We start from the raw sequence: 25,197 nt of genomic DNA on the forward strand, positions 1-25,197 counted from the left end.
CATATGAACATACCATTACGCTTATTTTTCCAGTTATTGTCATTCAGTTTTCTACTTGGGGGGACGATTATTTCCCATGCCCAGGTGACTGTTTCCACGGGTGTGCCGTTCTCCCAATATGTTACACAACTGGAAGGATCGGGTATAGATATTGTACCTGGCTCCATTATCATTAATTGTGATACAACCAACAATACGGGTACTCCTGCGATGGGTGCATTTTTGGGAAATGGTGCTGCAATGGGCCTTCCTGGTGGCACTGTACTGACGACAGGCTCCATTACCAATGCAACCCCTCCGACAGGGGGAAGTCAGGGAAATAATTTCCCTGGGGACCCGACCATCAACGCCCTTCCACAATGGGGTCCTCCGTTTAACAATACTTTTGATGCCTGTGCGATCACATTTGATTTCGTACCCTCATGTGATACAGTTAAGTTTCGTTATGTATTTGCATCAAATGAATACCCTACATTCGTCAACTCTATTGATGACGTATTTGCGGCATTCATACAGGGACCCGGGTTTCCGGCATTTACCAATATTGCAACCATCCCGGTAACTAATGCGCCGGTATCCATCAGCAATGTGAATGCCGGTAATAATGCGGCATTTTTTGTAGCCAATGCAGGCGGTACCGGATACAACAGCCGCACCGTAGTACTGACGGGTAAAGCAGCTGTCGTTCCCTGCCAGACCTATACGCTCAAGTTTGTCATTGCTGATGAAAGCGATCAAATCCTTGACTCAGGTGTATTTCTGGAGGAAGTTACCTGCGGCGAAGATCCGCCAGCTGTCATCGCCCGGAACTTCAACAATCCATTCAGTCCGGAAGCGGTTGAAGAATGTGTAAACGGTTACTTTACCTTCTACAATCCAGGCGATACCACCGTTCCGCTTACTATCAATTTCACCATCCTTGGTACAGCTACCAGTGGTGCTGACTATGTGCCGCTGCCTTCATCTGTTACGATCCCCGCAGGAAAAGATTCTCTCAACCTGCCTGTAACTATCATCGCTGATGGAATTACTGAAGGTCCGGAAACGCTGATCCTGGCCTTAAATATACTCAGTTGTCTCAGTGATACGGCAGTAATGACGATCCTGGATCCTTTCAAAGTGGACGCGGGGCCAGACCAGGGAGTTTGCTCCGGTGTCCCTGCTATTCTTGGAGGTGCTCCCGATCCGCTGGTCACTTACACATGGCAATCGAATATAGGACTTCAGGGGCCGCTAAACTCTGCCAACCCCACAGCTACGCTCATTACAACATTCCAGCAAACCTTTAACTATGTTGTACATGCAACGGATGAAAACGCCTGTACAGACTCTGATACAGTAAAGGTAACTTTTGTGCCCCTGCCTCAAGCTGACTTTTTCCTGCCGCCTGCGGTTTGCGTAAATAATGTCGTCACCATCACTTTTACAAAACCTCCTATCCCCGGAGCTACTTACGTATGGGACTTTGGTACTAACGTAAGTTCAGTAACCGGTGCGGGTGTAGGTCCCTATGTAGTATCATGGAATACACCGGGTCCCAAAACAGTAAGTGTTTATGTGATTGACAACAACTGTGTTTCCAATACGGTTGTCAAAACAATTACGGTAAATCCTATTCCTACGGCAACATTTGGGGCCCTCAGCCCGGTATGTGCAGGTCAGCCCACGCTCGTAAACTATACAGGCAGTGCGCAGGCAGGCGCAACCTTTCAGTGGGATACTGATGGCGGTCTGCCGTCTCCATTAAATGGCCCCGGCCCTCACCAACTTGTATGGAATACACCGGGACAAAAAGAAATTAAGCTCATCGTTATAGATAAAGGGTGTCCAAGTCCGGAATTCTCTCAATTTGTCACCGTTTTCCCCGTACCTGCTGCAACTTTTACTACCGCAGATTCAGTCTGTGAAGGGGATCAGGTTCAGGTCGTTTACACCGGCGGAGCCGCTCCTCAGGCAAGTTTTGCATGGAACTTTGACGGTGGGCAGGTAGTCAATGGTTCAGGTATTGGCCCATATACCATCTACTGGCCTACTTCCGGTACAAAGCAGATTTGTCTTCAGGTAGAAGAAAATGGCTGTATCTCTACGCTATTCTGTAAAAATGTAAAGGTCCTTTCGCAACCAGTCGCCAGCATTGCACCGGTCGCCAATCAATGTTTTACTGGTAATAGCTTTAATTTTACCTATAACGGTACGCCTGCAAACTCCATTAGCTGGATTTTTGGACCGGATGCAAACCCGGCTGTCAGCAATTCATTTAACCCCGGGGCAGTTTCCTATATCAACCCGGGAATCAAAACGGTTTCTGTGGTCGTTAGCAAAGGTGGCTGTATTTCTGATACAGCTAAAATTTCTTTTGAAGTTATACCCGAACCCTCTGCGGCTTTTACCACCAGCAGTAATGGAATCTGTTCTGATGACTGTATTACTTTCAGTTATTCAGGAATTCCACAAGGCCCAAACCAAACCTATCTGTGGAATTTCGGATCGGGTTCTATACCTCCTACTTCTACTCAACCCAATCCTCCTTGTGTTACTTATTTCAGTGGGGGAGTAAAAACAGTTACACTTACGGTTTCCTATAAAGGCTGTGTGGTGTCCTCTTCACAGACTGTGACCATCAACAGCAGACCTATTGTCAGCGCAGGGGCGGATGTGGCGTTCTGCGAAGGAGATGGAGGCGCACTGATCAACGCCTCGGTAACGGGGGGCACTGCGCCATATTTCTACTCGTGGACGTGTAGCGACCCGCCAAACTGCGGACTGAGCAGCAATGCGGTTCAGGACCCGACGGCCAACCCGCACGTGGCCCAGGCGACCGACACGGTGGTGTACTACCTGATTGTCAATGATGTGAATGGTTGTGTGAGCAATATCGACTCGGTGCAGGTAACGGTGAAAGCCAAACCTCGGATGAATGCGGGTCCGGATGTGTTCCTCTGCGAAGAAGGACTGGGCGACTTCCTCAACGGCAGTGTGGCCGCTACCAACCATGCGCCCCAACCGATCAGCTACCACTGGCAGCCTTCTTTGGGCCTGAGCGACCCGAATGTGCCCAATCCGTATGCACGCCCAACCCAGACGACGATCTACACGCTGGTAGGCACATCGGTGAATGGGTGTAGTTCGGATGTCACGACCCTCGATACGCTGAGCACGGTAACGGTACATGTCAATCCGCTGCCGGTGGCTTCGGCCGGACCGGACACGGCGATGTGTGTGGGCGACCAGATTCAGCTGCAGGGTTTTGCCTCCGGCGCAGGGCCCAACTATCAGTACTTCTGGACCCCGGCGACGCCGGGAACGATCTCGAACCCCAACTCTGCGACGCCGACGATCCAGCCGTTGCAGACGACGACCTATACCTTGGTGGTATTGTCCAATGGCTGTTACAGTGAAGGCGATCAGATCGATGTGATCGTCGATACCAAGCCGACGGTCGATGCCGGTCAGAATGAATCGATCTGTCTGGGCGACAGTGTGATCCTGCCGGGCCGAGCCGATGGCGACCCCGATGCGACGTTCTACACCTACCATTGGAGTCCGGCCACGGGGTTGAGCAATCCGAATATTGCCCAGCCGCTGGCCAGCCCTTCGACCACGACGACCTACACCCTCGAAGCCAGTTCCAACTTCGGTTGTGGCTCCGACCAGGATGTGATTGTCATCACGGTCAAGCCGACGCCGGAGGTGCAGGCCCTGAGTGCCGACACCGTGATCTGCGAAGGCGATGAAATCGTGCTGCGGGCGACCCATAGCTGGACAACCCCCACCGGCAGTCCGGTGGTGTACACCTGGACCCCGGCCAACCAGATCAGCGGTTCGCCTTTCCTGCCCCAGGTAACGGCTTCGCCGACCCAGACGACCCTTTACACGGTGCAGGCTTCGGTGGCTTCGGCGGACTGTCCGACCTTTGACCGGGTACTGGTAACAGTGAGTCCGAAAGTCGTGGCGGGCGTGAGTGCCGACACCACCCGGATTTGTAGTGATGAAGAAACGCTGTTGACCGCCACGGGCGGACTGGGCAATGCGACCTATACCTGGTCGCCCGCCACGGGTCTGAGCGATGCCGGCACAGCGACGCCGATGGCAGGCCCCGATACGACGACCACTTACACCGTCATTGTCAGTGAGGGTGCCTGTGCTGATACGGCAGATATTACCATTGATGTCAACCCGACCCCCAAGGCCGGGTATTTCACCTCGGCACCGGGCGGTTGTGCACCGTTGGTGGTCTCGTTTATGGAAAATGCCGAAGGCGCCATCAGCTTTGAGTGGGACTTTGGCGATGGCAGCGGCGTGGTCAACGGGCCCAACCCCACCCATGTGTTTGAACTGCCGGGCAGTTATACCGTAACGCTCAAGGCCATTGGCGTGGGCGGCTGTGGCGATGAGATCACGATGGCTACCATTGAAGTATCCGAAGATATGCTCGCCGATTTCCGCTCCGAGCCCGCAGCCAACGAGACCTTATCCTTGCCAGGGGCGACGGTAGGGTTTATTGACCTGTCGCAAAACGCCGTGTCCTGGTTCTGGGACTTTGGCGATGGCAATGTGTCGAGAAATGCCAATCCTACCCATACCTATGAGCAGCCCGGAGAATACACCGTCAAGCTGACTGTTACGGATGTCAATGGCTGTGTCGAAACGGTAGAATACAGCAGCTACAAAGTGGTCATACCTGAAGTGATGATTCCCAATGTGTTTAGCCCCAACAGCGATGGCATCAATGATGTCTTCCGGGTGCAGTACAATGGCAATGAGCCCTTTGCGGTGAAGGTATTTGACCGGTGGGGCAGAGGCTTTTTCACGGCCGATGCACCCAACAAAACCTGGGAAGGTACCGATGAAAATGGCAACAAGGCTCCGGAAGGCGTCTATTTCTACGCCATCTCCATCGGCGACAAAAACTATGCAGGTAATGTTACGCTGGTGAGGTAGAAAAATCATGTAAAAATTAAAAGGCTGAAATCAGTTGTTACTGATTTCAGCCTTTTCTTTTCAGAGACATCTATAACACCAGCAATCTGGCACTTCTTGGTAAAACAAGCGTACCGTCCCCACTGGAGGCAAAACAAAACATAAGGCATATTACTGGAATTAACATGAGCAAAACAGCGCGGGTGCGTAGTTTTAGGGGGAATTTCATCTTGAGCAATGTTTGGGTTTACTACAATATAGAAGCTATTCCGGTTTATTAATAAAAGGGGAGGATGCTGCTTTACAGAAACCGTGTAAGTTTTTTTACAATATGGGGCAATATCAATTGACCAATAAAAGGTCATATCAATCACCACTATATTACCAGCGACTTATCCAGGGAGGGCCTATTCTACTACAAACCCCTTAAAACGAATCCATTCAGCGGTTTCCATTTTCACAAAATATAAACCCGGCGGAATTTCGGGAAAATTCAAATCCATCACGTGGTCTCCCATCAGGAAGTTTTGTTTTCCCGAAAAAAGTTCAATTCCCTGAGTAGAAATCACCGAAAGTTCCACCTCGCAGTTTTCCAAAGCCCGGCATTCAATGCTTACATGACCTGTATAGGTAGGGTTTGGGAAAAATTCACCCACAAGCAAAATCTCTCTTTCGATATTTGCTGAAAGAGTCTCGGATTGCTGAAAATTTCCCGATTCATCTTTATACCTGATCCGGTAAAAATAATCGATTCCCGGGACAACACTTTCATCCTCAACACTGTAGGAAGCATACCCCTCATCGAATATACCGGTTTGAAGGGTTGCGAGCGGAGTAAAATGTTTCGCATCATCACTTTTTTCGACTACACAAACCGTAGAGAAATCAATATTCATTTCCCAGGAAATCCTAAGATTTTCTTCTGAAGGTGTGATTGACAACTGGGTTATTACCTGGGCAAAGGTGCTGTTTGAAAGAAACAGAAGCAAGAAAAGGGTACTGGTCGTGATATTCATGTGTTTTGTTTTCCAAATCAGAAAAAAATTCCCTCAACTTCCGATCTGTTCGACTATTATATATTACACATGAAACAATTTACCCAATCGGGATAAAAAAAATCCGAAGAGAAACCTTTCAAATATTGTTTTCTCTTCGGATTTGTCCTGAGATTTTTTTATTTATGGGATAGCAATTGTTAATTAACACACACAACGCTTGCGCAGTCTGCAGGTCAATAAGACTTGCAGACTTTTTACAAATAAACATCCCTATCGATTTACAGCAGTCTTTTCATATATGCCCGGATCGTCGGGCGCGTTGACATTATTGGACTGTTCATCATAAGGGATCACAAAGCGTTCTGGATAATCTGTAGCCGTGGGGGTATTAAGCAAAAAGGGCACATCGATATCCTGGTCTTCTTTTCTAAGCCTCCTCGCGTCATCAAATGCCGTGTAAGACCCAAAACCAGATACATACCGTTCTTCTATTACTTCGCGAAGAAAAGCTCTTACGGCATTTATGCCATCGGGATTTTCTATCCCCCCAACGATAAAGTCATCTTCTGAAAATGGCTCATAAACCATTGCATCTGTCTGGTTAAGTTTTTTAAACGCCAGTCCGCTATCGAGGAAACTGCGCAGTTCATTTAAATACACCAGGCCTTGTGACAACCCTTGCAAGCGGGCAGCAGTTTCTGCGAGGATCAGCAGATTTTCCTCATAGGTTACGAGTCCCTGTGGCTCCTGAGGTGCGGATACACCTTTGTTATTGGCGGAAAAAACAGCATCAATTGCCAAATAGGTTCGCCGCGAGGCTTCATTGGTTTTGCTATGATTTCTACCTGAGGCAAGGAGCTCCATCAGAAAACTATTATCTGTACCTATTTGGCCGGCGTATTGGCCGGCGAGTGCTTCATAAAACTTATTTTGCTGGGCGGTACCCGTAATCAATGCCGGATAAAACTTCATCGAATTTTCGGCAGAAGAAATACCATTTAAAGCCGATGAGTAGGCATTAGAATAATCTTTTGCCTGCAGAAAAAAACGGGCCTTTAAAGTGGCGGCGGCTTCTGCCCATTTTCCGGCATCACCCTTATAATAGATATCATAATCAAGTACTTGTGATTGAGCAACTTCCAGATCGGCAATTGCTTCGTCCAGCAAATCCTGAATGGCATCATATACAATCAACTGATCATCAAATTTAGGATTGATCACGTTTGGCCGAAGAATATCAGAATAGGGAACATCACCAAAAATCGAAGCCAGGGTGCCCATAATATACGCTTCCATGACTTTGGCAATTCCTATGTGCAGCAGATTATCCTGCATATTATTTCGCACTTCGCGCAACAAGGTTATGGCACCCGGATACGCAGCCAGCCACGCATCATTGGTCTCTTCTGAAGTAATTTTATAGTCATATAATAAACGATAGCTGCCGGTATAACCAACAAGTTGCCCACTCCAAAGGGCCGAAATTCGCTGCAAGTGGCCCACCTGCACTTCTACATTGGAAACCATAGCGTCGAGAAAATACGCCTCTGGGTCAAACGGCAATTTATCACCCGGCTTATTACCATCTAAAAATCCACAGGAGGAAAAAATACCGGCAATCCAGATCAGAGAAACTAACAAAAGCTTTTTCATGAAATCAGACTTGAGTTTTACAAAATTAAGGTTCTTCTTGTATGACAAATTAGCCATAACCGATAGAATTTTACAGATTTATTTTCATATTTCTCCCAAATTCATTCCCTTATCCTTTCCCAAATATCCCAGCTTATGAACCGAATATTTTTTCTGGCCCTCTTTTCCTGCTTTCTGTATGCTATTGGGCAAACGCAGAACGCCCCTGTTTTACAATATCAATCCATCCCTGACTTTTTCCAGGTTCCCCCAGACGGTAACATCATTCAGCCTACCGGTGTTGCGGTCAATTCTCACGGGCATATATTCATTTTCAATAAAGGAAATCTTCAACTTGAAGAATTCGACGCACAAGGCAGCTTTGTAAGGTCTATTGGCAAGGGGCTGTTCAAAGATCCCCACGGACTCAGGATCGATAAAAATGACAATATCTGGACGACCGATCTCGATGCCCATGTTGTACTTAAACTCAGCCCGGAAGGAAGGGTACTGATGGTACTGGGGCAAAACGGAACTAGCGGACTTTACGATTCTCTTCGCAATCGCGTACTGTTTTTCAAACCCGCCGATATTGCCTTTGCCCCCAACGGAGACTTATATATCGCCGACGGGTATGGCAACAGCCGTATGGTCAGACTCGACAAAAACGGAAACCTCATTCGCGCCTGGGGAGTCAAAGGCGGAGGAAAAGGCGATTTTGACAACCCACACAACGTGGTCATTCCCTCCAATAACCGGGTATATGTTGCGGACAGAAATAACCGGCGGATTCAGGTGTTTAACCTCAATGGCGATTTTATCGCAGAATGGAAAAACCTGGGCAAACCCTGGGGGCTGACACTTTCTCCGGACAATCATATTTACATGACAGACGGAGATGTGGAAAAAATTCTGAAGCTAGATCTGGAAGGCAATATTAAAGGTATCATCAACTGTGGACCGGGAACCCAGATCGGTCAAATGCATGCAGCACATGGCATAACATCCGATTCACATGGCGCTTTATATGTAACCGAAGTGCTCAACTGGCGGGTACAAAAGTTTGTACCCGTACCGGGCATGTCCGGCAAATGGGAACAAATGCGCACGATCAATTCCCCCAAAGAGCGCAGTGAAAACGGTTTTGTAGAAGTGGATGGAAAGTTTTTTCTTCTGGGCGGGCGAAACATCCTCCGGATGGATATCTATAACCCGGCCACCCAAACCTGGACCACAGGTGCCAATCTGCCACAGGAAATCCACCACTTTCAGCCGGTAAACTATCATGGGGAAATTTATATTCTCGGCGCCCTCACCGGGCCTTACCCTGGAGAAAAACCCATCGCGGATATTTACATTTATAACCCCCAAACCAATCAATGGCGGATAGGAGGAAAAATCCCCCCCAACCGACTCCGGGGAGCTGCGGGAGTAACGGTCTATCAGGACAAAATTTATATAGTTGCTGGGATTCAAAATGGTCACATAGACGGGCATGTCAACTGGGTAGATGAATTTGATCCGAAAACCGGAAAATGGCGAAAACTGCCAGATGCACCTCATACCAGAGACCATTTTCAGGTTGTTGTAGTTGATGGAAAAATGTACACCGCAGGAGGCCGAAACTCCTCACAAAAGACTGGTCAGTCCTTCGAACTCACCATCGGAGCCATGGATATCTTCGATTTTGCAACAGAAAAATGGACGACAGCAACTACGCAAATCCCTACCCAGCGTGCCGGGAGCAGTAGCCTGAGTATAAACGGAAAACTTGTGGTACTTTGTGGTGAAAGCGGAAGCCAGGAAGCTGGACACCGGGAGGTGGAAGTATATGATCCGCGAACCGAAACCTGGAGCAAATGGCCGGAAATGAACCAGGGTCGGCATGGGACAGGGGCAATCTATTATCAGGGCACTATTTATGTGGCAGCAGGTAGCGGAAATCGCGGAGGAGGCCCTGAACTGGATCGGCTGGATTACTATCCGGTGCCCCAATAAATCCAAAAACCGGGGCCGGGTGACATATATCACCTCTGATACAGATATCTATCTCCTTCCAAAGTGATTTTTGTTATTCGGAACCATATCCCAGTCTCCTACCTTTGAAGAGAATTAAATGGTGAAACAGAGATTAAGTAAGGGTTAAACAGATTTTGAAGTCAGGTTACAGGTAACAACGTGAGGCAGGAAAATTGAGATGAATGGGAAACGGTTGTTGTCATTTAAATGGTTTTCAGACATTGTAGCTGTTACCTGTAACCGATTCTTTTACAAAGGAAAAATTTTTAACGCAATAGGTAAGCGCTGGATTTCCATGTAAACGCCCCTTTCTGTACGCAAATCGCGCAGTGAGGGGTGTTTCTTATTTGGCCATTACCAACCAATCCCATCCAGGTTGCGGGAAAGTCAGGTCCTCCAGAAATCGAACCGAAAACTCCACCTCTTTTACAATCCCTTCCACACTTCCTCCCTGACAAAAGCGAGGTTCACCAAAAACCACCTCTCCTTTAAGGGGAAGCAGCAGCCCATTACCCTTCGGCAGACATCTTCCCAGGCCTTTCATATAGACAGGAATATAAGGTATCTCCGGGTGTTCTTTCAACAAATGACCAATCCCCATTCGAAAAGGCTGGATAACTTCAGGCTTTCCCCGTGAACCTTCGGGAAAAAGTACGATTGACTGACCATTTTCCAATGCATCTTCCATCATTTTTAAGGGATCAGGATCGCCGGTTTCTTTTGGTCTTTTGCGTGGGATCAGAATTGCATTCACCAAAAACCGCGTCCAGAAGGCTCTCTGCCCGGTATTTCCAAAATAATCGGCAGCAGCTACAGGGTGAACTTTCTCTATGATTTCCGCAGGCAAGGCGGACAAAATACTGATAGAATCCAGATGACTGTTGTGATTACCCACAAGGATAAACTGATCATATCTTCGAAGATGTTCAGTATTCCGGAAACTAATCCCCAATACCCACCGAAGCATAGACCGTACAATCAGATGATACAGAATATATAAAAATATTTTTCGCATGACTTTTACCCGTTAGTTGAAGAATTAATACGCCATAAAGTAAACCAGATAAAAAAACACAGGAGAAGTTACGGCCAGCGAATCTACCCTATCCAAAATACCACCGTGGCCGGGAATCGTATTGCCGGTGTCTTTTAGGCCCAGATCGCGTTTGATCGCAGAGATAATCACATCACCCGTAAAACCGGCTACCCCAACCAATAAACTTACAACCAGCGCCTGCCATTCATTGAGTGGGGTCAAAAACCGAAGGAAATATCCAAGAGCTGCGGTTGAGAAAATCCCGCCCAAAAATCCTTCCCAGGTTTTATTAGGGCTTATCGATGGGAGTATTCTCCGCTTACCCAACAATTTTCCCCAGACAAACTGCATCACATCATTGATCTCGGTAATAAATACCAGAAACAGCAATAAACCCCGGCCACCGGCAGAAAATCCTTCCAGATCTGGCAGTGAAAGCAAATACGCCATATGACTGATACAAAAAACCGACAACATCAGAATGGCCGTAAGTTGAGTCATTGACTGAATAATACCTTTTGTCTCCCCCTCAACTACCAACACCAGCGGAATCCACACATACATACAAATAGGAATGAACACCAGAAAGGAAATATACCAGCCCATGTAGGCGAAAAAATACTGAACCGGAATCGCCAGATACGCAAACAACACCGCTTTCCGGTCTGCCATCCGGAGATTCATCAGAGAAAAAAGTTCGCGCAACACCACAAATGACAAAAAGGCAATCGACACAAAGGTAACCACAGGGTGGATAACCGTAGCCGCAGTGAAAATTGCGGCCATCACCCACCACGAACGGGTGCGGAGTTTAAGCTCGGTGAGATTGGCAGCCGGTTTCACTTTTCCCCAGACGTAAAACAATCCGGTGGCAAAGCTCAGCACACTGTACATAATGAGGAGCAACACAGCAGCTTCCGACCTGAAAAATTGATTTATGGAAAGTAACATGACAGGAAGATTAATGGTTTAAAAATTATATCAGCGCTTTTTGAATCCGTACAACCGTGCTTACGATCACAAGCACGATCGCCACCCCCAGCACTATTGGAAAGTAGTTTGCAAAACCGCTCCAAAAGCCTATCAACAGACAAGAAAGTCCTATGGTGAATGCGCGGTCACTTTTTCCCATTGGGCCATCGTATCTTCTTTCCCCGCCCAGCGCTTTTCCTAAAATGCCCGCATATTCGTTGACTACCGATAAAAGAACAAAAGCCCATACCAGGAACTGCCACTGAGGCAATAAGGCGATCAGCGGCAGATACACCAGCGCATCCGCCACGACATCACCTAATTCATTGAGCACTTCGCCCAGCCGGGATTGCATATGGTAGGTTCTGGCCATCATGCCATCGAGCGCATTGAGGGCCATTCTCACCAAAAGGCCGAAAGGAACAACCCAAATCAGGGCTGGAATCCGGGAGACAAACCACAAAGAAAGGCCGATCAACAAGGACAAAACCACGGCAGAAATCGTAAGGAAATTGGGGGTAATGCCTTGTCGATGAAGAAATCTCAGAAAAGGAACCAGCAATTGCTGGAAGCGAGGTTTTAACTGATATGCAGAAATCATTGTCTTAGCATTAAGTTATTGATAGTCAAACCATTTTAAGATAAAAACACCAGAAGGTTGGCTTCCTGACAAGCTATTATTGGGAGAAACAGACTTTTCATCCTTCTTTCGCCAGGGTTTATATGGGTTCCATGTATATGCCGTATCCACTGATCGGGGCGAAAATTGAGCGTTTTCAATGAAATACATAATCTCATCGCCCACCACATCAAACCGATGATACATCTGTGCATGATTGAGCCGGGTAAAGTGGATATCTTGATAGCCCTGATTAAGATCGGCAGGATTCCAGCTGACAGGCCCGGGGCGCAAGGCCGTCTTTTTAAACATACGGATTAACCGGGTTGCCTTACTTTCCACAACTATTCCCACCGAAACAGAAGTGTCGTTGAAGGGTAAATAGCTCACAGTACTAAAATCGGCGACCACTTTTCCCACCACCAACCGACCCAACCGCGGAATCGCTTCAACTACCACAAATGGTGCCCTTTCCTGCAAAGGACTGCGGTCATAGACAATGGTAGCGATATTGTGGGAGGTTCTACCTGCGAGAAATTCATTCATCGCAAAAGCCCCCAGTATATAGCAGAAAGCGTGAATTTTTTTGTAAGCAGCGAGGTCATACATTTCGTAAAACCCCGAAAGATTTTCCACACTTCCTTCGAAGGAATTGCGATCCAGAAAATCGGGGATGTATACATCGTACCCACGATCGCTAAAAAACTTCTCCTGTGCATTACGGCCTTTACGACTGTCGCCTAAACCGGGTAGAATCAGAATTGCTTCCCGCTGGTTTTTGGGCAATGGGCTTTCCACCAGAATAATCCTGGAATCGTTTTTTCCCTTTACTTCATGCAGAAAAAGGGAAACCAGGATCAAAAAAACCAGACTTTTGAAAACCAGATAAAATAGCTTTTTCATAATTCCATTGTTTGATCAAACAAAATTCAATGGAATCTGTGAAGAACAGTAACGGCTTTGCGCTTAGCAGTTAACCGAATCAGGATTAACCACCAAACGCTACCGCTCGTTGAAGTTGTTTAGGAAAAAAGACAACAAACCTGGTTCCGGCATTAATGCCTGGCAAAAAATGCAAAAGTCCGGCAGGAATTTGGCAGCTATCGCGAAAATTTATTTACCCTTATTTTTTCCGCTGTTTATCAATTGCCTTCAACAGCGATTTAGCGCCTTTGGCATCCCCCATCACCTGCCAGATCATGACCCCTGAGGCTTTTTCGGCGGCCAGTGCCGATTTTCTTTGGATGGTGGGGATCCCGTTGTAGTAAAGAATTTTCCCGTCGGGCATATTCCACTCATCGGCCATTTCTGCGCCGGGAAATTGTTCAACGATCTTCCCGTAATTCATGCTGATGGCTTTGGAGGTAAGTTCGGGGCCGTAGCCATAACCATAAAACGGAACGCCCAGTGTCATTTTTTCCGCGGGCATTTTTCTTTCCACACCAAAATAGGTCAGATCCTCCACCGCATGTTGGTAAGTAGAATGTGGCCCTGGCTTTTCCGGACGCCATGGGCCGGTGCGGTCATAACTCATGACATTGACAAAATCGTAGAAAGCCAGAACATTATCGGTCATTTTTTCTTTGTAATAAACAGCCACCGCAGCGGTAATGAGCTTGTTCCGGGCATGCAGGGCTTTTGCCAGTTCGCCGACAAACTTTTCATAATTGTCGTCAATATCCCCGCCTTCCAAATCTACATCCACCCCATCCACATGGTATTCCTCCACAACTGCCATCAGGTGATCGATTAACTGCTGCCGCTGGTCGTCCTGCAAAAGCCAGTGATATTGTTTTTGTTTACTGCCTCCACCAATCGAAAAAAGAACTTTTACCTTTTTTTTGTGGGCTGTTTCGACAAATGGATGGAGCGCGGACAAGTCTCGGGTAAAATTGCCCAGAGAGTCTGGGTTCAGAAACCACAAATTGATATGTGTAAGCCTTTTGAATGGAATTTCCTTCGCATTCTCCATAGCTGCATTCAGAGAAATATAACCGACAACTTTAAAGTCGGAAGTCTGATCCTGTCCATTCACATGGACAAAACAAGTGATCAGACACAGAGTCAAAACCCATACTTTCAACATATGCTTTTTATATTTTAAGACGTATCCCCCATCTGGTCAAAGCGGCAGTTATCCCCACACATAGCAAGGCAAAAAGGAGGGATTTCAGCAGTCCAATACCGCCGGAAAGCAACATATCAGGTAAATGCAATCCCGCCAAACGCATCGCAGAATACGCAAAATAGGGTATCAGATAACAAAGTAAGGTAGCCGTTCCCGCTGGTTTTACAATCGCAAACCAACTGGCTTTCCCGTTGATATCTGCGACCCAGTAAATAACAGTGAGCCCCAAAATGGTAAACGCACTGCAAAGAAAAAGCCAGGCCGGTGTAGCACCAAGTTTTGCCAGCCCCCAATAAGGCCGGGTAATGAGCGACAAAACAATCCACACAGCCGCCATACCCAAAAAGGTCAATATCATCTGGCGGTTTTGCTGCCGCTGTCTGAAATACTGAAAAACAGTCGTAGTCAAAACCCCACCCATGGTGAGTCCGGCCAGAGTACCGCCAAGAATCGGTGCAGGAATAAAGGAAAGTACTCCGGGAACCAACCTGGCATGATACAACATGCTCAATACAGCAAAAAATGCCCATCCAATCAGCACAGGAACGATTTTATTGCGGCTATAAATCGTAATCAGCCCCGAAGCCAGATAAGACCAGCCGATCAGACCCAGAATTCCCCACCACTGAGGGCCAAAAAACTGGATGTTATCATCATCGCCTCCACGGTACACAATCGCGAGGATAAGCAGGGAAATCAATCCAACAGCCCGCGCACCCAGTACAATATTTTTATTTGTTGAAATCGGAAAAACGTTGCTGATCAGTATAAAACACAGACAACAGAGTGGATTCCAGATATGCCGGGGCATACCGGTAGCGGCTGCGTTTAGCGTTTCGCCATTGACCAGAAAGACACCCATAATCAACAGAATCACCGTTCTGACCAATACATGCTGCACAATCTGCCAATCGGTATCGCCCTTCTTTCTTCGCGCATCTACAGCAAACGGAAGGGAAAGACCTACAATAAATAAAAATGCAGGGAAAACGATATCCGCCAGACCAATGCCATCAACGCCTCTTTCGACGTGTTCCAACCATGCAGGAATATTAGTCAGAGACCACAGATCATTCACAAAAATCATCAGCACCATGGTCAATGCACGCAGGATATCAATAGACTCCACGCGATTGGGTGCCAACGTCGCCGTACCGTTGGGGCTGGAAGTCGAAACCGGCGTAGCTGCGGAAACAGAAGTTGTTTTCATAACGGAAACTTGAAGGGTGAATCTTTATCGGGTAAATCAAACATCTATTCTACCACAATTTCATCAATAAGCATATTGGCAGGACGCCCCGCGCCCGGATGCCAGTCAGGCGTATTGCCGATGGTGTGAGCGATTATTTTTACAAACCGCGCATCTCTGGGGGGAAATTGAGAGATAAAATCCCGCTGCTGGCCGCCATACTGGTCGATAGGCAAAGTATTTTCCACTTCCCCTACCCTTTCATAAGTTTTTCCATCCAGCGAGACAAAATATTCCACTTTTTGAGGGAAAAGACGCAGCCAGAATCCGTACTGAAAATACGAAGATTCCATTCGCCGTACTTTCCTCACCGCTTCCAGATCAATCACTGCCTCCAGATTTTTTCCGGGGAAAACCAACCAGTTAAAGGTAAAATCGCAACTTCCACGGATACCATCGGTAAGCATTTTCCCCGCATTTTCAGGCAGGGTATTTTCTTCCGGGCTGATAAAAGTTACCTTTTTCCCGTAGGCCAGGTGTTCGTTCATTCCGAGCGAAAAAAGCCGGTACATCGCCGAACGATATTCCTCAGGAGAAGTACTCCACTCCTTAACCCGGGTCACCCCCTGGCGAATACACAAGTCTGCAAACGGATCAATCATGGAGCGAATCGCCGTTCGCGCCACCCATTTCCCATCTTCTTTTATAAACAATCCTCTGTCCCCGGTATAAAATTTCTTCGCCTGTTCCATGATGGCATATTTCAGGGGAAGTCGGGCAATGCGGACCCTTTCCAGAACTTCCGGATGGTCTTTGACGGCTTGTTCTGCTTCATCAAACAGCGCTTCATATTTTGTGATATTTTCCTCCGAAAGATAGGTCTCTGCCGCCTCGTTGGGGCCGCCAAAAATCCGTAGCGGTTTGCCCGAAGCCAGAAGTGCCAGCCGCATTTCGTCAATATACCGCCGAATGTAAGTGGCACCCGCACCATAATAACCTGTGAGAAAGTCATTGATGATAGAATCTGCATTAGCCTCAGGATTCCACATCAGCTTGGAAATCAGATAGGCCCGCAGTTCAGAGAACTCACCGCCGACCTCCCGGTTTCCCTGCTCAAACATGGCAGTTACACCGTTTTTAGCAAAAAACTGAAGATTGGGTTGCAGGACATGGAGGTTGGGAAACGGGCTGAGAAGATTGTTGAACTGAACCACATAATCCCATACAATAATATCTTTGGCTATTTTCCCCCAGGCCTCCACATCGCGTTTAAACTCCTCGCTGGAAGGATCTTCCTCAATGGCTTTGTCGCGGTTGATTTCGATACTGCAAAGCATGATATTCACATTTTCCCGTGGCTGAATCGTGCGCGGTGCTTTCCGCCCGTATTCATAAGCCAGGGTGGAAATGATTTTTTCGGGAAACTGATCGGCGACCTGATTGACAAAAGAAACAATCGATCCGGAGGGCGAGCCTTCCCGGTCATCAATCGCCTTACACTTTTCGCAGGTGCAGTAATTGCGGTTATCATTTTGACTGACAGACCAGTAAGTAGCAGAAGGATTTTGCGCAATCTTTTTCCGCAGGTTCTGAATTGTGATTTCCAGCACCTCGGAATTGGTAAGGCAGAGTTGTGTGGGAATACGTTTCCCATTGACTTCAGAAAAATACTCCGGGTGGTCTTTAAAGTAAACCTCCGGCGGAACCAGCGCGTTAAACGTATGCACCCACATCCCCCAGTCGGTGCGGTCGCCTTGTTCATTGTGATCAAGTTTGTGCCAGTCGGTGTATTCTTTATCCCAGGTTACCCGATAATGTGTATCGCGGAACAGAATTTCAGGAATTTGTTTATCGTCAATATTCCCCAGGATGATCTTTTCTCTGGGGGGGATGATTTTCACCTTCGGGCTGTACATCCGGCAATCGAGGTATTTTTCGAGGAAGGAATAGACCCCGTAAAGCGTCCCCTTTTCATTGCCACCGGCAATGACCAGTCGCAGGCTATCCGTTTTGATCAGAAACCCGTCGGCGGCCAGTTCGTTCAGATCTACGGAAAAAGAAAGCTGATCCAGGCGATCATTTTGTCCAAGCACAATTTCGTAAGGATAATGGGCCTGATTGGCGCGAAGAATAGGCAAAGCCGCGCCCGAAATCTGGAGGATATAATCTTTCAACACTTCCGCCGCTTGTTTTTCATGATCTGTGGGAGAAGACGGAATAACAATGCGATAACGGGATACCCCACCGGCATCTGCCAGCACAATCCCCTGCGGAGCAGGCGGGGCGGTCGACAGATTTTTCCTGATACTCTTTTGCGCAAAAATCAACGGCGGGGAAAACAGGATAAGAACTGCCGCAAAAATAAAGAGGGCCTGGTATGAGCGCGTATGTCTTGCCATTTGAGGAGAAGGTTTAGGCTATTTTACAGAAGTTCTCATCAAATACAAAAAGTATTTTGTATAGTCGAAAAAAATCAGCGCGAAAGACATTACCCATCAACACTTTACAGGGGAAATGTAATGATCACCTGGCGAATAGTAGAGAAAATTGCCATTAGCTGTTTAACTTTACACTTATATTTTCATCGAAACACAATTTTCCCAACTAAACCTAAAAACAACATGAGAAAAATTACTTTAGCAGTATTTCTGATTGGGTTTCTTGCGCCTGCACTTATGCAAGCTCAGACAATCTATTTATCAGAAAATTTCAACTCAGCAGGGTTTCCATCTGGCTGGACCCTCATTAATAATGACGGGCTTACGCCCAATTCAAACGTCGCCAACTACACCTCTGCGTGGATCAAAATCGAAAATTTCGATTCATTAGGTATTGGTGATTCCGTAGCAGCCAGTACTTCCTGGTACACTCCTGCCGGAATAGCAGACGACTATCTGATTACACCACAACTCAATATTGGGGCAAGTGCAGGTGTTTCCTGGGATGTGAAAGCACAGGACCCTGCTTTTCCAGACGGATATCAGCTGCGGATTTCTACAACCACACCAGATGTAGCGGGTTTTCTGGCAAATCCTCCGCTTTATTCCATTGCGGCAGCAGCTCCATCATGGACAAACCTGAGTATAAATCTGGGCGCTGCGGGTTATGCCAACCAGAATATTTACCTCGCATGGCGCAATAACTCCAATGACCAGTTTCTCCTTTTAGTGGATAATATTGTGGTAAAAGATCTGGCGGCATTCGATGCAGGGGTTGCAGAGGTTGAACTACCAAATGCAGAATACACCCAGATTCCTTTGAATCAGGCCCCGGTACTCACCCTGGGAGGAACACTTGAAAACACCGGAGGAAACGTAGTAACCAACGCCCGACTTACCGTCGATGTAAAAAGAAATGGGGTAGTCGTTTTCACCGACACTTCTGCGGGAGTTACCATTAACCCCGGGGCTACCAGTGTGGCTTCTTTTGCGGCATATACTCCGGCAGACACCGGTACCTATACCATTGAATATCACTCCAGCATTTCGGAGACCGATGCAGATGGTTCCAATAATACGCTTTCAGCCAGCATAAAAATTACCGATTCGGTATATGCCAGGGACAATGGCATTCAGACAGGAAGTTTGGGTATCGGCCCAGGTACACCGGGAGAATTAGGGCAGAATTTTACCTTTACCAATCTGGCTAACGTCAATTCTGTTTCCATTTTCCTGGAAAACGGGAATGATGTAATGGTTGGGCAGCCGGTTAGTGTAAAAGTTTATTTCTTCTCAAATGAGCCGACTTCTGAAGTTGCCACGACTGATACTATCACGGTTACACAATCTGGTGCTCAATGGATTGATTTGCCCATTTCTGGCGGCCCGATTACCCTGCCTCCGGGTATATTTAGTTTCCTTGCGCAGGAAGGCGACTCCAATATAACCATTGGAACTACCCCCAACATTTTCACACCTGGTGCTGGATGGGTAACATTCCCTGGAAATCCGTTTGGAACATGGGCAAATTCGGAAGACTTCGGATTTCAGGTAGCCTATATGCTTCGGGTAAATACCAGCAAATTTTGCAGTCTGTCTGCGGTATTAAATAATGTAACGGCAAATACCTGCCCCGGCGACTTAAATGGAGCGATCAACATCACCCCATCCGGCGGTACACCTCCTTATTCATTCAGTTGGAGTAATGGCGATACGACGGAGGATCTCTCAGGGATTGGTGTAGGAGATTATACAGGAACTATTACCGACAGTGAAGGTTGTGAGTATGTTTCCCCTACCATCACGATCAATAGTACGGATACTTTACCAGACGGTGAAATCACATTCAATATCACCGGAGGTGATGTAGGGTTTTCTGCAAATGCCAGCAATGCCACTACTTATAGCTGGAATTTTGGTGACGGTTCAGCTGTACAGACAGTTCCAAATCCGGTGCATACTTATGCCAATAATGGAAGTTATACCGTTACGCTGGCCATCACCAACAATTGCGGAACCACTACCCTTAGTGATACCGTCAACATGGAAACGGTTGGACTGGAAGATGATTTACAAAAAAATATCACCATCGCACCAAACCCCAACCAGGGTATGTTCCATGTGAATTTTGAAAACCTCAAACTTCAGGATGTGCAGATTGAGATCTATACCATGACAGGTCAGAAGATTTATCATGAAAAACTTGATCCTATTCTCAACTCATACAACCACCAGGTGAATTTAACGGGTAATCTTGCCAAAGGAATGTACATTCTGGAGGTAACAACCGACAAAGTAAAAATTCGCAAAAGGTTTAACCTGGAATAATCATTTCTCAATGTTATAAAAACAGAACATCCCCATACGCCGGAAAGGTATATGGGGATGTTTTTTTATGATCAGACTATAGGCTATTCAATCAGCCACATCTTCGCGTTTACATCGTCTTTACCCCCAAACTGGCTGGAGAGCGCAGCTTCATAATTCGTTTTGTTTGCCGTGCGCTCTGAGGCAGGATATTGGTAACGGTAAGGAATCACTCCAGAATTACCAGTTCCTACCCCTACATCAAAAGTAGGAAAGCCTGTGCGGCGCCAGTGATAGTAAGATTCGCGGCCCGACTGTTGGAACAAAGACAGATAACGCTGCAGCATGATCTGGTTTAATCCGGCTTCGGTGTCTCCTTTATAAGCAACTTCAGCTTGTGCGAGGTAAGCTTGCTGATCTGCCTGGCTGATACCGTAAAATTCCAAAGAAGCAGTAACACCTTTAGCATACCAATCAGCAGCATTCCCCGTACCACCCCAACCGCGGTTAAGCGCTTCTGCGATGTTAAAAGCCAGTTCGTGGTAACTCAAAATCACACCTGGTTCAGGACCACCAAATGTGCCATAATAGCGGGTCTGATTGATCGCAGAATATTCTCCATTACCCATACGGAAGGTCATGATAGAGAGATCTTCGCCAGATGGCGCACCCAAATAGGCAGAGAAGTCCGTAGCTGAAGCGCCACCAGCAATAGCAACTTCGGTTGGATCAGCAACTATAAAAGTCCGGGGATCTTTCAACGAAACCAGCGTATTGAGATAAGTAGCAGCCATATTGTAACGACGGCTGTCAAATCCTCTATTACCCGGGTTGGTTGGATAGTTGTTGATGTTGGCAATATAAGTGAATTCAAAATTATCATCACTGCTCTCCATAATGGGGAATTTGACCGGATTATTCAGCACTTCAGCGAAACGCTGTTTGATGTTGAGTTCACCATCGCTGTCTTTCTTGCTCAATTGTAACAACACGCGCAGCTTCAGGCTATTGACCACCTTCTGGTAATTTTCGAGGCTTCCTCCGAAATAGATATCGCCATCGATTTTTGTGGTATTGGCAGCCAATAGTTTGGAAAGATCGTCGTTTGCCTGTTCAAGCAAAGTAAGAATCTGGACGAATACTTCTTTCTGGCTGTCGTATTTCGGGAAAATGTTCTCAGCTCCCTGCGCTGCCTCACTAGCAGGGATATCGCCAAAACGCATGGTCATATCGTAGAAGAAATAGGCTTTCAAAAACTTACCTACCGCACTGTACGAGTTCAGTTCCCCTACCCCGGTTTTCAAAGCTTCTTCCTCCATTTTCACAATGTTCTTAACAGAGAAATACCGAAAATCTCCGGTCGTCCAGCGGTATTCATTATCCCCATAATAATTGTAGTTGCAGCACCAGTATTGATTCCAGCGGTGTTCCAGACTCCACGGACGGTTCAGTTCATACACGTCGTTTAGTACATTGTTGAGAATCAACGAGGCCGGTGCATTTGTCGGACGGTTTGGATCCAGCGCCAGTTCTTCAAAGTTCTGGCAGGAAGCAAACAGGAAAGTAATTACCAATATTATATAAGTGAAAGATTTCATTTTATTATTCTTTTGAGTGTCAAATAAACAAACAGGCACTGACTAGAACGTGAAATTCAGGTTCACCCCAAAGCGGCGCAAAGTTGGCGTTTGAAGATCTGAATACCCCTGTCCGGCTACGAACTGATCCATATCCAGGTCTTTGGTTTCTGCAAAATACAGGAGATTGCGGCCGATCAAAGATATAGTGGCAGTATTGAAGAAAGTCTTATTTAATGCCGACTGGGGAATGCTGTAGCTAAAAGTGACCTCACGCAGTTTGGCATAGGTGCGATTGGTCAGGTTGGCTTCCTCTGTTGCATACCAACGGCTGATCCAATCCTGGAGGAAAGTTGCCGTTTCGTTGGGCTTAAAGGTCAGTTCGTCGTAGTTGGTAATATTGCCATCAGCATCGAGTTTGATCTCGCCACTGGCCAGCTGCACTCCTTCACCAACCCAGGTTTTGTTACCCAGATAATCCTGATAACGAGCTTCTCCCATATCTCCTTCAACCGTGGCTATATGACGTCCTCCACGGAAGGTTTGACGCTGTATGTAGTTGACAATTACCCCACCCACACGACCATCAAGCTGGAAGTTAAAAGCGAAGTTTTTGTAGCGGATTTTATTGACAACTCCCCATGTCCAGTCCGGATTCAGATAACCCATAAATTGCGGTACAGAATTGAGTACTGGCCGGCCACCTGCATCGTTGATAATCTGACCATCTTCGGTTCTGAGAACTTTGGCTGCGTAGTATTTGTCGTATCTGTCGCCTACCTTATAAAAACGGTTCAATACATCAACACCAGGATAAATCTCTTCCAGTACCTGCTTATAGGTTGACCAGTTACCCAGGATATCCCAGCTCCAGCCACCGCGATCGCGAACAGGTTTTCCCGTAAGGGTCAGTTCTACCCCGGTCCTGCTGGTTTTGATACCGTTTTCCAAAAGGCTGCTATAACCTGTTGCGTCAGATATGGGCAGATTAAAAATACCCGGCCCGTCCAGGGTACGGAAGAAAGTAAAATCAACCCCAAGCGCATTACTGAAAAAACGGGCATCAGCGCCAACCTCCCAGGAAGAACTAAAGCTAGGCTCAAGGTTGGGATTGGCAATCGAGTTGGAAAAGGCCGCAGAAGGTTGATTGTTGTAACGATTTACAATTGAGTACGCTGCAATATTGGTGTATTGAGGCCCTTCAAATGGTGTCGCATAATCAACGCCATATCCGGTAACATCTGAGCCTGTAGCACGGTCAGCTGGCCCGATCGTACGCAGCGTCAAACCAGAACCGACATAAGCGTAAGAGCCGCGGAGTTTCAAATAAGGAAAGGCGGCTGGCATATCCAGCATTTCTGAAACCACAAGGCTCAAAGAAGCAGAAGGATAAAAGAAACTGTTTTTGCTTGTTGGAAGGGTGGAATTTTTGTCCCAGCGACCGGTAAGGGATAAGTTGGCAATACTCTTATAGCCGAAATCCACATAACCATAAGTCGAAAGTACCAGCATATCCGAAGCGTAGTTATACACTCGTTTGGGGTTCAGCGAGTTGTTTAGGTTAAACCAACCTGGTACGTTCAAATAATCGGTAGTTGCGTATGTGGAGTTGAACTTAAAGCTACGAACGTTACCGCCAGCTGTAGCGTTGAGGTGGAAACTTGAACTGAGATCTTTGTCGAAAGTCAACAGGACATCTGTATTGTTTTCAAACAGTTCGCGGTTGTCTTCGCGGTAATCACCTTTAGCCTGCTCTCTTCCGTAAACAGTAGCCGAATAAGGGAATTTTTCGGTGCGGAAGAGGTCATACGTTGTAATCTGGGTACGGCCCAACAAACTTAAATAAGGTGTGATCTTATAATTCAAAGAAGTAAAGCCGTAAATGTCGGTTTTGTAATGCCCGCGCAGCCATTCATTGGACAAAAACCAGGGGTTATTGTAACGTTGATATTCTGCATAGATTTGCTGAAGTCCTTCTTTACCTGGTTGCCAGTAATTGCGAAGTTCGTCAATATCCCAGTCGGCTCCACCCCAGATGATAATATTGTAGATCATGGAATTGGGGCCATATTGTACGTCAGGGATGTTGTCTGTAAACTGACGGTTATAGTTAAAAGACGATTCAAAGCGGAGTTTTTTCGAAAAGTCATAACCGATCGTAGTGTTGAAGTTGGCGCCGTTTAGCTGCGTATTGGGTACAATCCCTTTTTGATAAGTATAGGTACCGGAAAAGCGCATATCGTAACGCTCACCCTGAGCGGAGACTGCCATATTGGTGGTGGACAATAATCCATCCTGCAAAAAGCGTTGCAGGTTATCCGTACCACGGGCAACCCATGGGGTGGGGACAATATTTCCGGTATGGGTAGCGCCATTGGCAAAAGTTGTCGTGTACGTTTGATTGGGGTCAACCACACCATCATACTGCGGGATCAACTGTCCTTCAAATTTTGGTCCCCAGATATCATAATCGTTGTCGTACAAACCACCGCCTTTTCCATTTGTAAATGCATAGCGGCCGTGGTCACCGGGGCCATATTCATTTTGCACTTTCGGGATGGTCATAAAGCCAGATTCCACCATGTTGGAGGAGTTGAATTCGACGGAGAATCCCCGATTGTCTTTTGTACCGCGTTTGGTGGTAATCTGGATTGCGCCAAACTGGCCTCTCGAACCATAGAGAGCGGAAGCGTTGGGGCCTTTTAAGACGGTAATACTTTCGATATCATCGGGGCTGATGTTCCAGGTATCAGACTGAATGGGTACCCCATCGACTACATACAGGATGTTGCCCGAACCGCGAAGCAGAATTTGAGGCGCACCGAGTAATTCAGCGGAAGCACCTACATTCAGACCGGCAATTTTTCCCGTCAGAGAGTTGATCGGGTTTGGCTCACGTGCCTTGACCAGATCGGCACCCTGAAGATCCTGGACAGCAAAACCCACCCGGGATTTTGATTTTTCAATGCCTAAGGCAGTGATGACCACTTCATCCATACCGATAGCAGCTTCTGTCATTTGAAGGTCTATCGTGGTTTGACTGCCAATAGTAACCTCCACAGTAGTATAGCCGAGGTAGGAAAACACCAATTCTGTTCCATAATCAGGAACTTCAATTGTGTAGCTGCCCTTTTCGTTTGTAAGGGCTCCGATGGCGGTTCCTTTCACGATTACACGTGCACCGATAATAACTTCACCACTGGCAGCGTCAGTAACTTTGCCATTGACGCTGCGCTGAGAAAAGCCAAAAAATCCGGTGAGTAAAAGTGCTAAAACGAGACTGATGCTTCGCGAATGGCGCAAAAGACCATTAGCGGCTTGTAAAAGTAAGCCTCTTTTCATAATTTTAAGGGTATTTAATT

General features: G+C 46.9%; 14 protein-coding genes. 3 read left to right on the plus strand and 11 right to left on the minus strand.

Going from position 1 to position 25,197, the window contains the following annotated elements:
- Positions 1-3: 3 nt before the first annotated feature.
- A complete protein-coding gene (locus tag R3D00_17950; protein ID MEZ4775073.1) occupies positions 4-4,941 on the plus strand; it encodes a PKD domain-containing protein in 4,938 nt (1,645 codons plus the stop codon).
- Between the two features lie 386 nt (positions 4,942-5,327).
- Here the strand turns inward: R3D00_17950 and R3D00_17955 are convergent, their stop codons facing one another.
- Both R3D00_17955 and R3D00_17960 read right to left on the minus strand, forming a co-directional pair.
- On the minus strand, positions 5,328-5,936 hold the full coding sequence (locus R3D00_17955) for a hypothetical protein (protein ID MEZ4775074.1): 609 nt from the start codon (positions 5,934-5,936) through the stop codon (positions 5,328-5,330).
- 252 nt (positions 5,937-6,188) lie between these two features.
- Positions 6,189-7,571: a SusD/RagB family nutrient-binding outer membrane lipoprotein gene (locus tag R3D00_17960; protein MEZ4775075.1), complete on the minus strand. Its 1,383-nt coding sequence runs from the start codon at positions 7,569-7,571 to the stop codon at positions 6,189-6,191.
- A 135-nt stretch (positions 7,572-7,706) separates the two neighbouring features.
- On the opposite strand from R3D00_17960, the gene R3D00_17965 reads away from it, so the two are divergent.
- A complete protein-coding gene (locus tag R3D00_17965; protein ID MEZ4775076.1) occupies positions 7,707-9,548 on the plus strand; it encodes a kelch repeat-containing protein in 1,842 nt (613 codons plus the stop codon).
- Positions 9,549-9,912: 364 nt separating this feature from the next.
- Here the strand turns inward: R3D00_17965 and R3D00_17970 are convergent, their stop codons facing one another.
- The 7 genes from R3D00_17970 to R3D00_18000 form a co-directional block, all read right to left on the minus strand.
- On the minus strand, positions 9,913-10,584 hold the full coding sequence (locus tag R3D00_17970; protein MEZ4775077.1) for a lysophospholipid acyltransferase family protein: 672 nt from the start codon (positions 10,582-10,584) through the stop codon (positions 9,913-9,915).
- Between the two features lie 24 nt (positions 10,585-10,608).
- Positions 10,609-11,556 (minus strand): phosphatidate cytidylyltransferase, encoded by a 948-nt coding sequence (locus R3D00_17975; GenBank protein ID MEZ4775078.1) that lies wholly within the window; start codon positions 11,554-11,556, stop codon positions 10,609-10,611.
- Between the two features lie 25 nt (positions 11,557-11,581).
- Positions 11,582-12,178, minus strand: a complete 597-nt coding sequence (locus tag R3D00_17980) for a CDP-alcohol phosphatidyltransferase family protein (GenBank protein MEZ4775079.1) — start codon at positions 12,176-12,178, stop codon at positions 11,582-11,584.
- A gap of 15 nt (positions 12,179-12,193) precedes the next feature.
- The gene (locus R3D00_17985; protein ID MEZ4775080.1) at positions 12,194-13,099 is read right to left on the minus strand and encodes a hypothetical protein; all 906 of its coding nucleotides are present in this window, start codon (positions 13,097-13,099) and stop codon (positions 12,194-12,196) included.
- Between the two features lie 220 nt (positions 13,100-13,319).
- Complete coding sequence (locus tag R3D00_17990) at positions 13,320-14,282, minus strand: glycosyl hydrolase family 18 protein (protein ID MEZ4775081.1); 963 nt, start codon at positions 14,280-14,282, stop codon at positions 13,320-13,322.
- 7 nt (positions 14,283-14,289) lie between these two features.
- A complete protein-coding gene (locus tag R3D00_17995; GenBank protein MEZ4775082.1) occupies positions 14,290-15,534 on the minus strand; it encodes a DUF5009 domain-containing protein in 1,245 nt (414 codons plus the stop codon).
- A 44-nt stretch (positions 15,535-15,578) separates the two neighbouring features.
- Positions 15,579-17,912, minus strand: a complete 2,334-nt coding sequence (locus tag R3D00_18000; GenBank protein ID MEZ4775083.1) for a DUF4838 domain-containing protein — start codon at positions 17,910-17,912, stop codon at positions 15,579-15,581.
- Between the two features lie 222 nt (positions 17,913-18,134).
- On the opposite strand from R3D00_18000, the gene R3D00_18005 reads away from it, so the two are divergent.
- Positions 18,135-20,279 carry a choice-of-anchor J domain-containing protein gene (locus R3D00_18005; GenBank protein MEZ4775084.1) on the plus strand — a complete coding sequence of 715 codons (2,145 nt, stop codon included), beginning with the start codon at positions 18,135-18,137 and terminating at the stop codon, positions 20,277-20,279.
- Between the two features lie 83 nt (positions 20,280-20,362).
- Here R3D00_18005 and R3D00_18010 read toward each other — a convergent pair whose 3' ends face one another.
- Positions 20,363-21,856, minus strand: a complete 1,494-nt coding sequence (locus R3D00_18010) for a SusD/RagB family nutrient-binding outer membrane lipoprotein (GenBank protein MEZ4775085.1) — start codon at positions 21,854-21,856, stop codon at positions 20,363-20,365.
- Between the two features lie 42 nt (positions 21,857-21,898).
- Entirely contained in the window at positions 21,899-25,177 is a 3,279-nt protein-coding gene (locus R3D00_18015) for a SusC/RagA family TonB-linked outer membrane protein (GenBank protein MEZ4775086.1), read from the minus strand.
- Between the last annotated feature and the right edge of the window lie 20 nt (positions 25,178-25,197).

It is taken from the genome of Bacteroidia bacterium, from assembly GCA_041391665.1.
Taxonomy (GTDB): Bacteria; Bacteroidota; Bacteroidia; order J057; family J057; genus JAGQVA01.

Coding starts and splice junctions, on each gene's coding strand:
- R3D00_17975 (MEZ4775078.1), bottom strand. CDS start 11,556: ATGTTACTTTCCATAAATCAATTTTTCAGGTCGGAAGCTGCTGTGTTG.
- R3D00_17995 (MEZ4775082.1), bottom strand. CDS start 15,534: ATGAAAACAACTTCTGTTTCCGCAGCTACGCCGGTTTCGACTTCCAGC.
- R3D00_18015 (MEZ4775086.1), bottom strand. CDS start 25,177: ATGAAAAGAGGCTTACTTTTACAAGCCGCTAATGGTCTTTTGCGCCAT.
- R3D00_18010 (MEZ4775085.1), bottom strand. CDS start 21,856: ATGAAATCTTTCACTTATATAATATTGGTAATTACTTTCCTGTTTGCT.
- R3D00_17950 (MEZ4775073.1), top strand. CDS start 4: ATGAACATACCATTACGCTTATTTTTCCAGTTATTGTCATTCAGTTTT.
- R3D00_17955 (MEZ4775074.1), bottom strand. CDS start 5,936: ATGAATATCACGACCAGTACCCTTTTCTTGCTTCTGTTTCTTTCAAAC.
- R3D00_18005 (MEZ4775084.1), top strand. CDS start 18,135: ATGAGAAAAATTACTTTAGCAGTATTTCTGATTGGGTTTCTTGCGCCT.
- R3D00_18000 (MEZ4775083.1), bottom strand. CDS start 17,912: ATGGCAAGACATACGCGCTCATACCAGGCCCTCTTTATTTTTGCGGCA.
- R3D00_17960 (MEZ4775075.1), bottom strand. CDS start 7,571: ATGAAAAAGCTTTTGTTAGTTTCTCTGATCTGGATTGCCGGTATTTTT.
- R3D00_17965 (MEZ4775076.1), top strand. CDS start 7,707: ATGAACCGAATATTTTTTCTGGCCCTCTTTTCCTGCTTTCTGTATGCT.
- R3D00_17970 (MEZ4775077.1), bottom strand. CDS start 10,584: ATGCGAAAAATATTTTTATATATTCTGTATCATCTGATTGTACGGTCT.
- R3D00_17980 (MEZ4775079.1), bottom strand. CDS start 12,178: ATGATTTCTGCATATCAGTTAAAACCTCGCTTCCAGCAATTGCTGGTT.
- R3D00_17990 (MEZ4775081.1), bottom strand. CDS start 14,282: ATGTTGAAAGTATGGGTTTTGACTCTGTGTCTGATCACTTGTTTTGTC.
- R3D00_17985 (MEZ4775080.1), bottom strand. CDS start 13,099: ATGAAAAAGCTATTTTATCTGGTTTTCAAAAGTCTGGTTTTTTTGATC.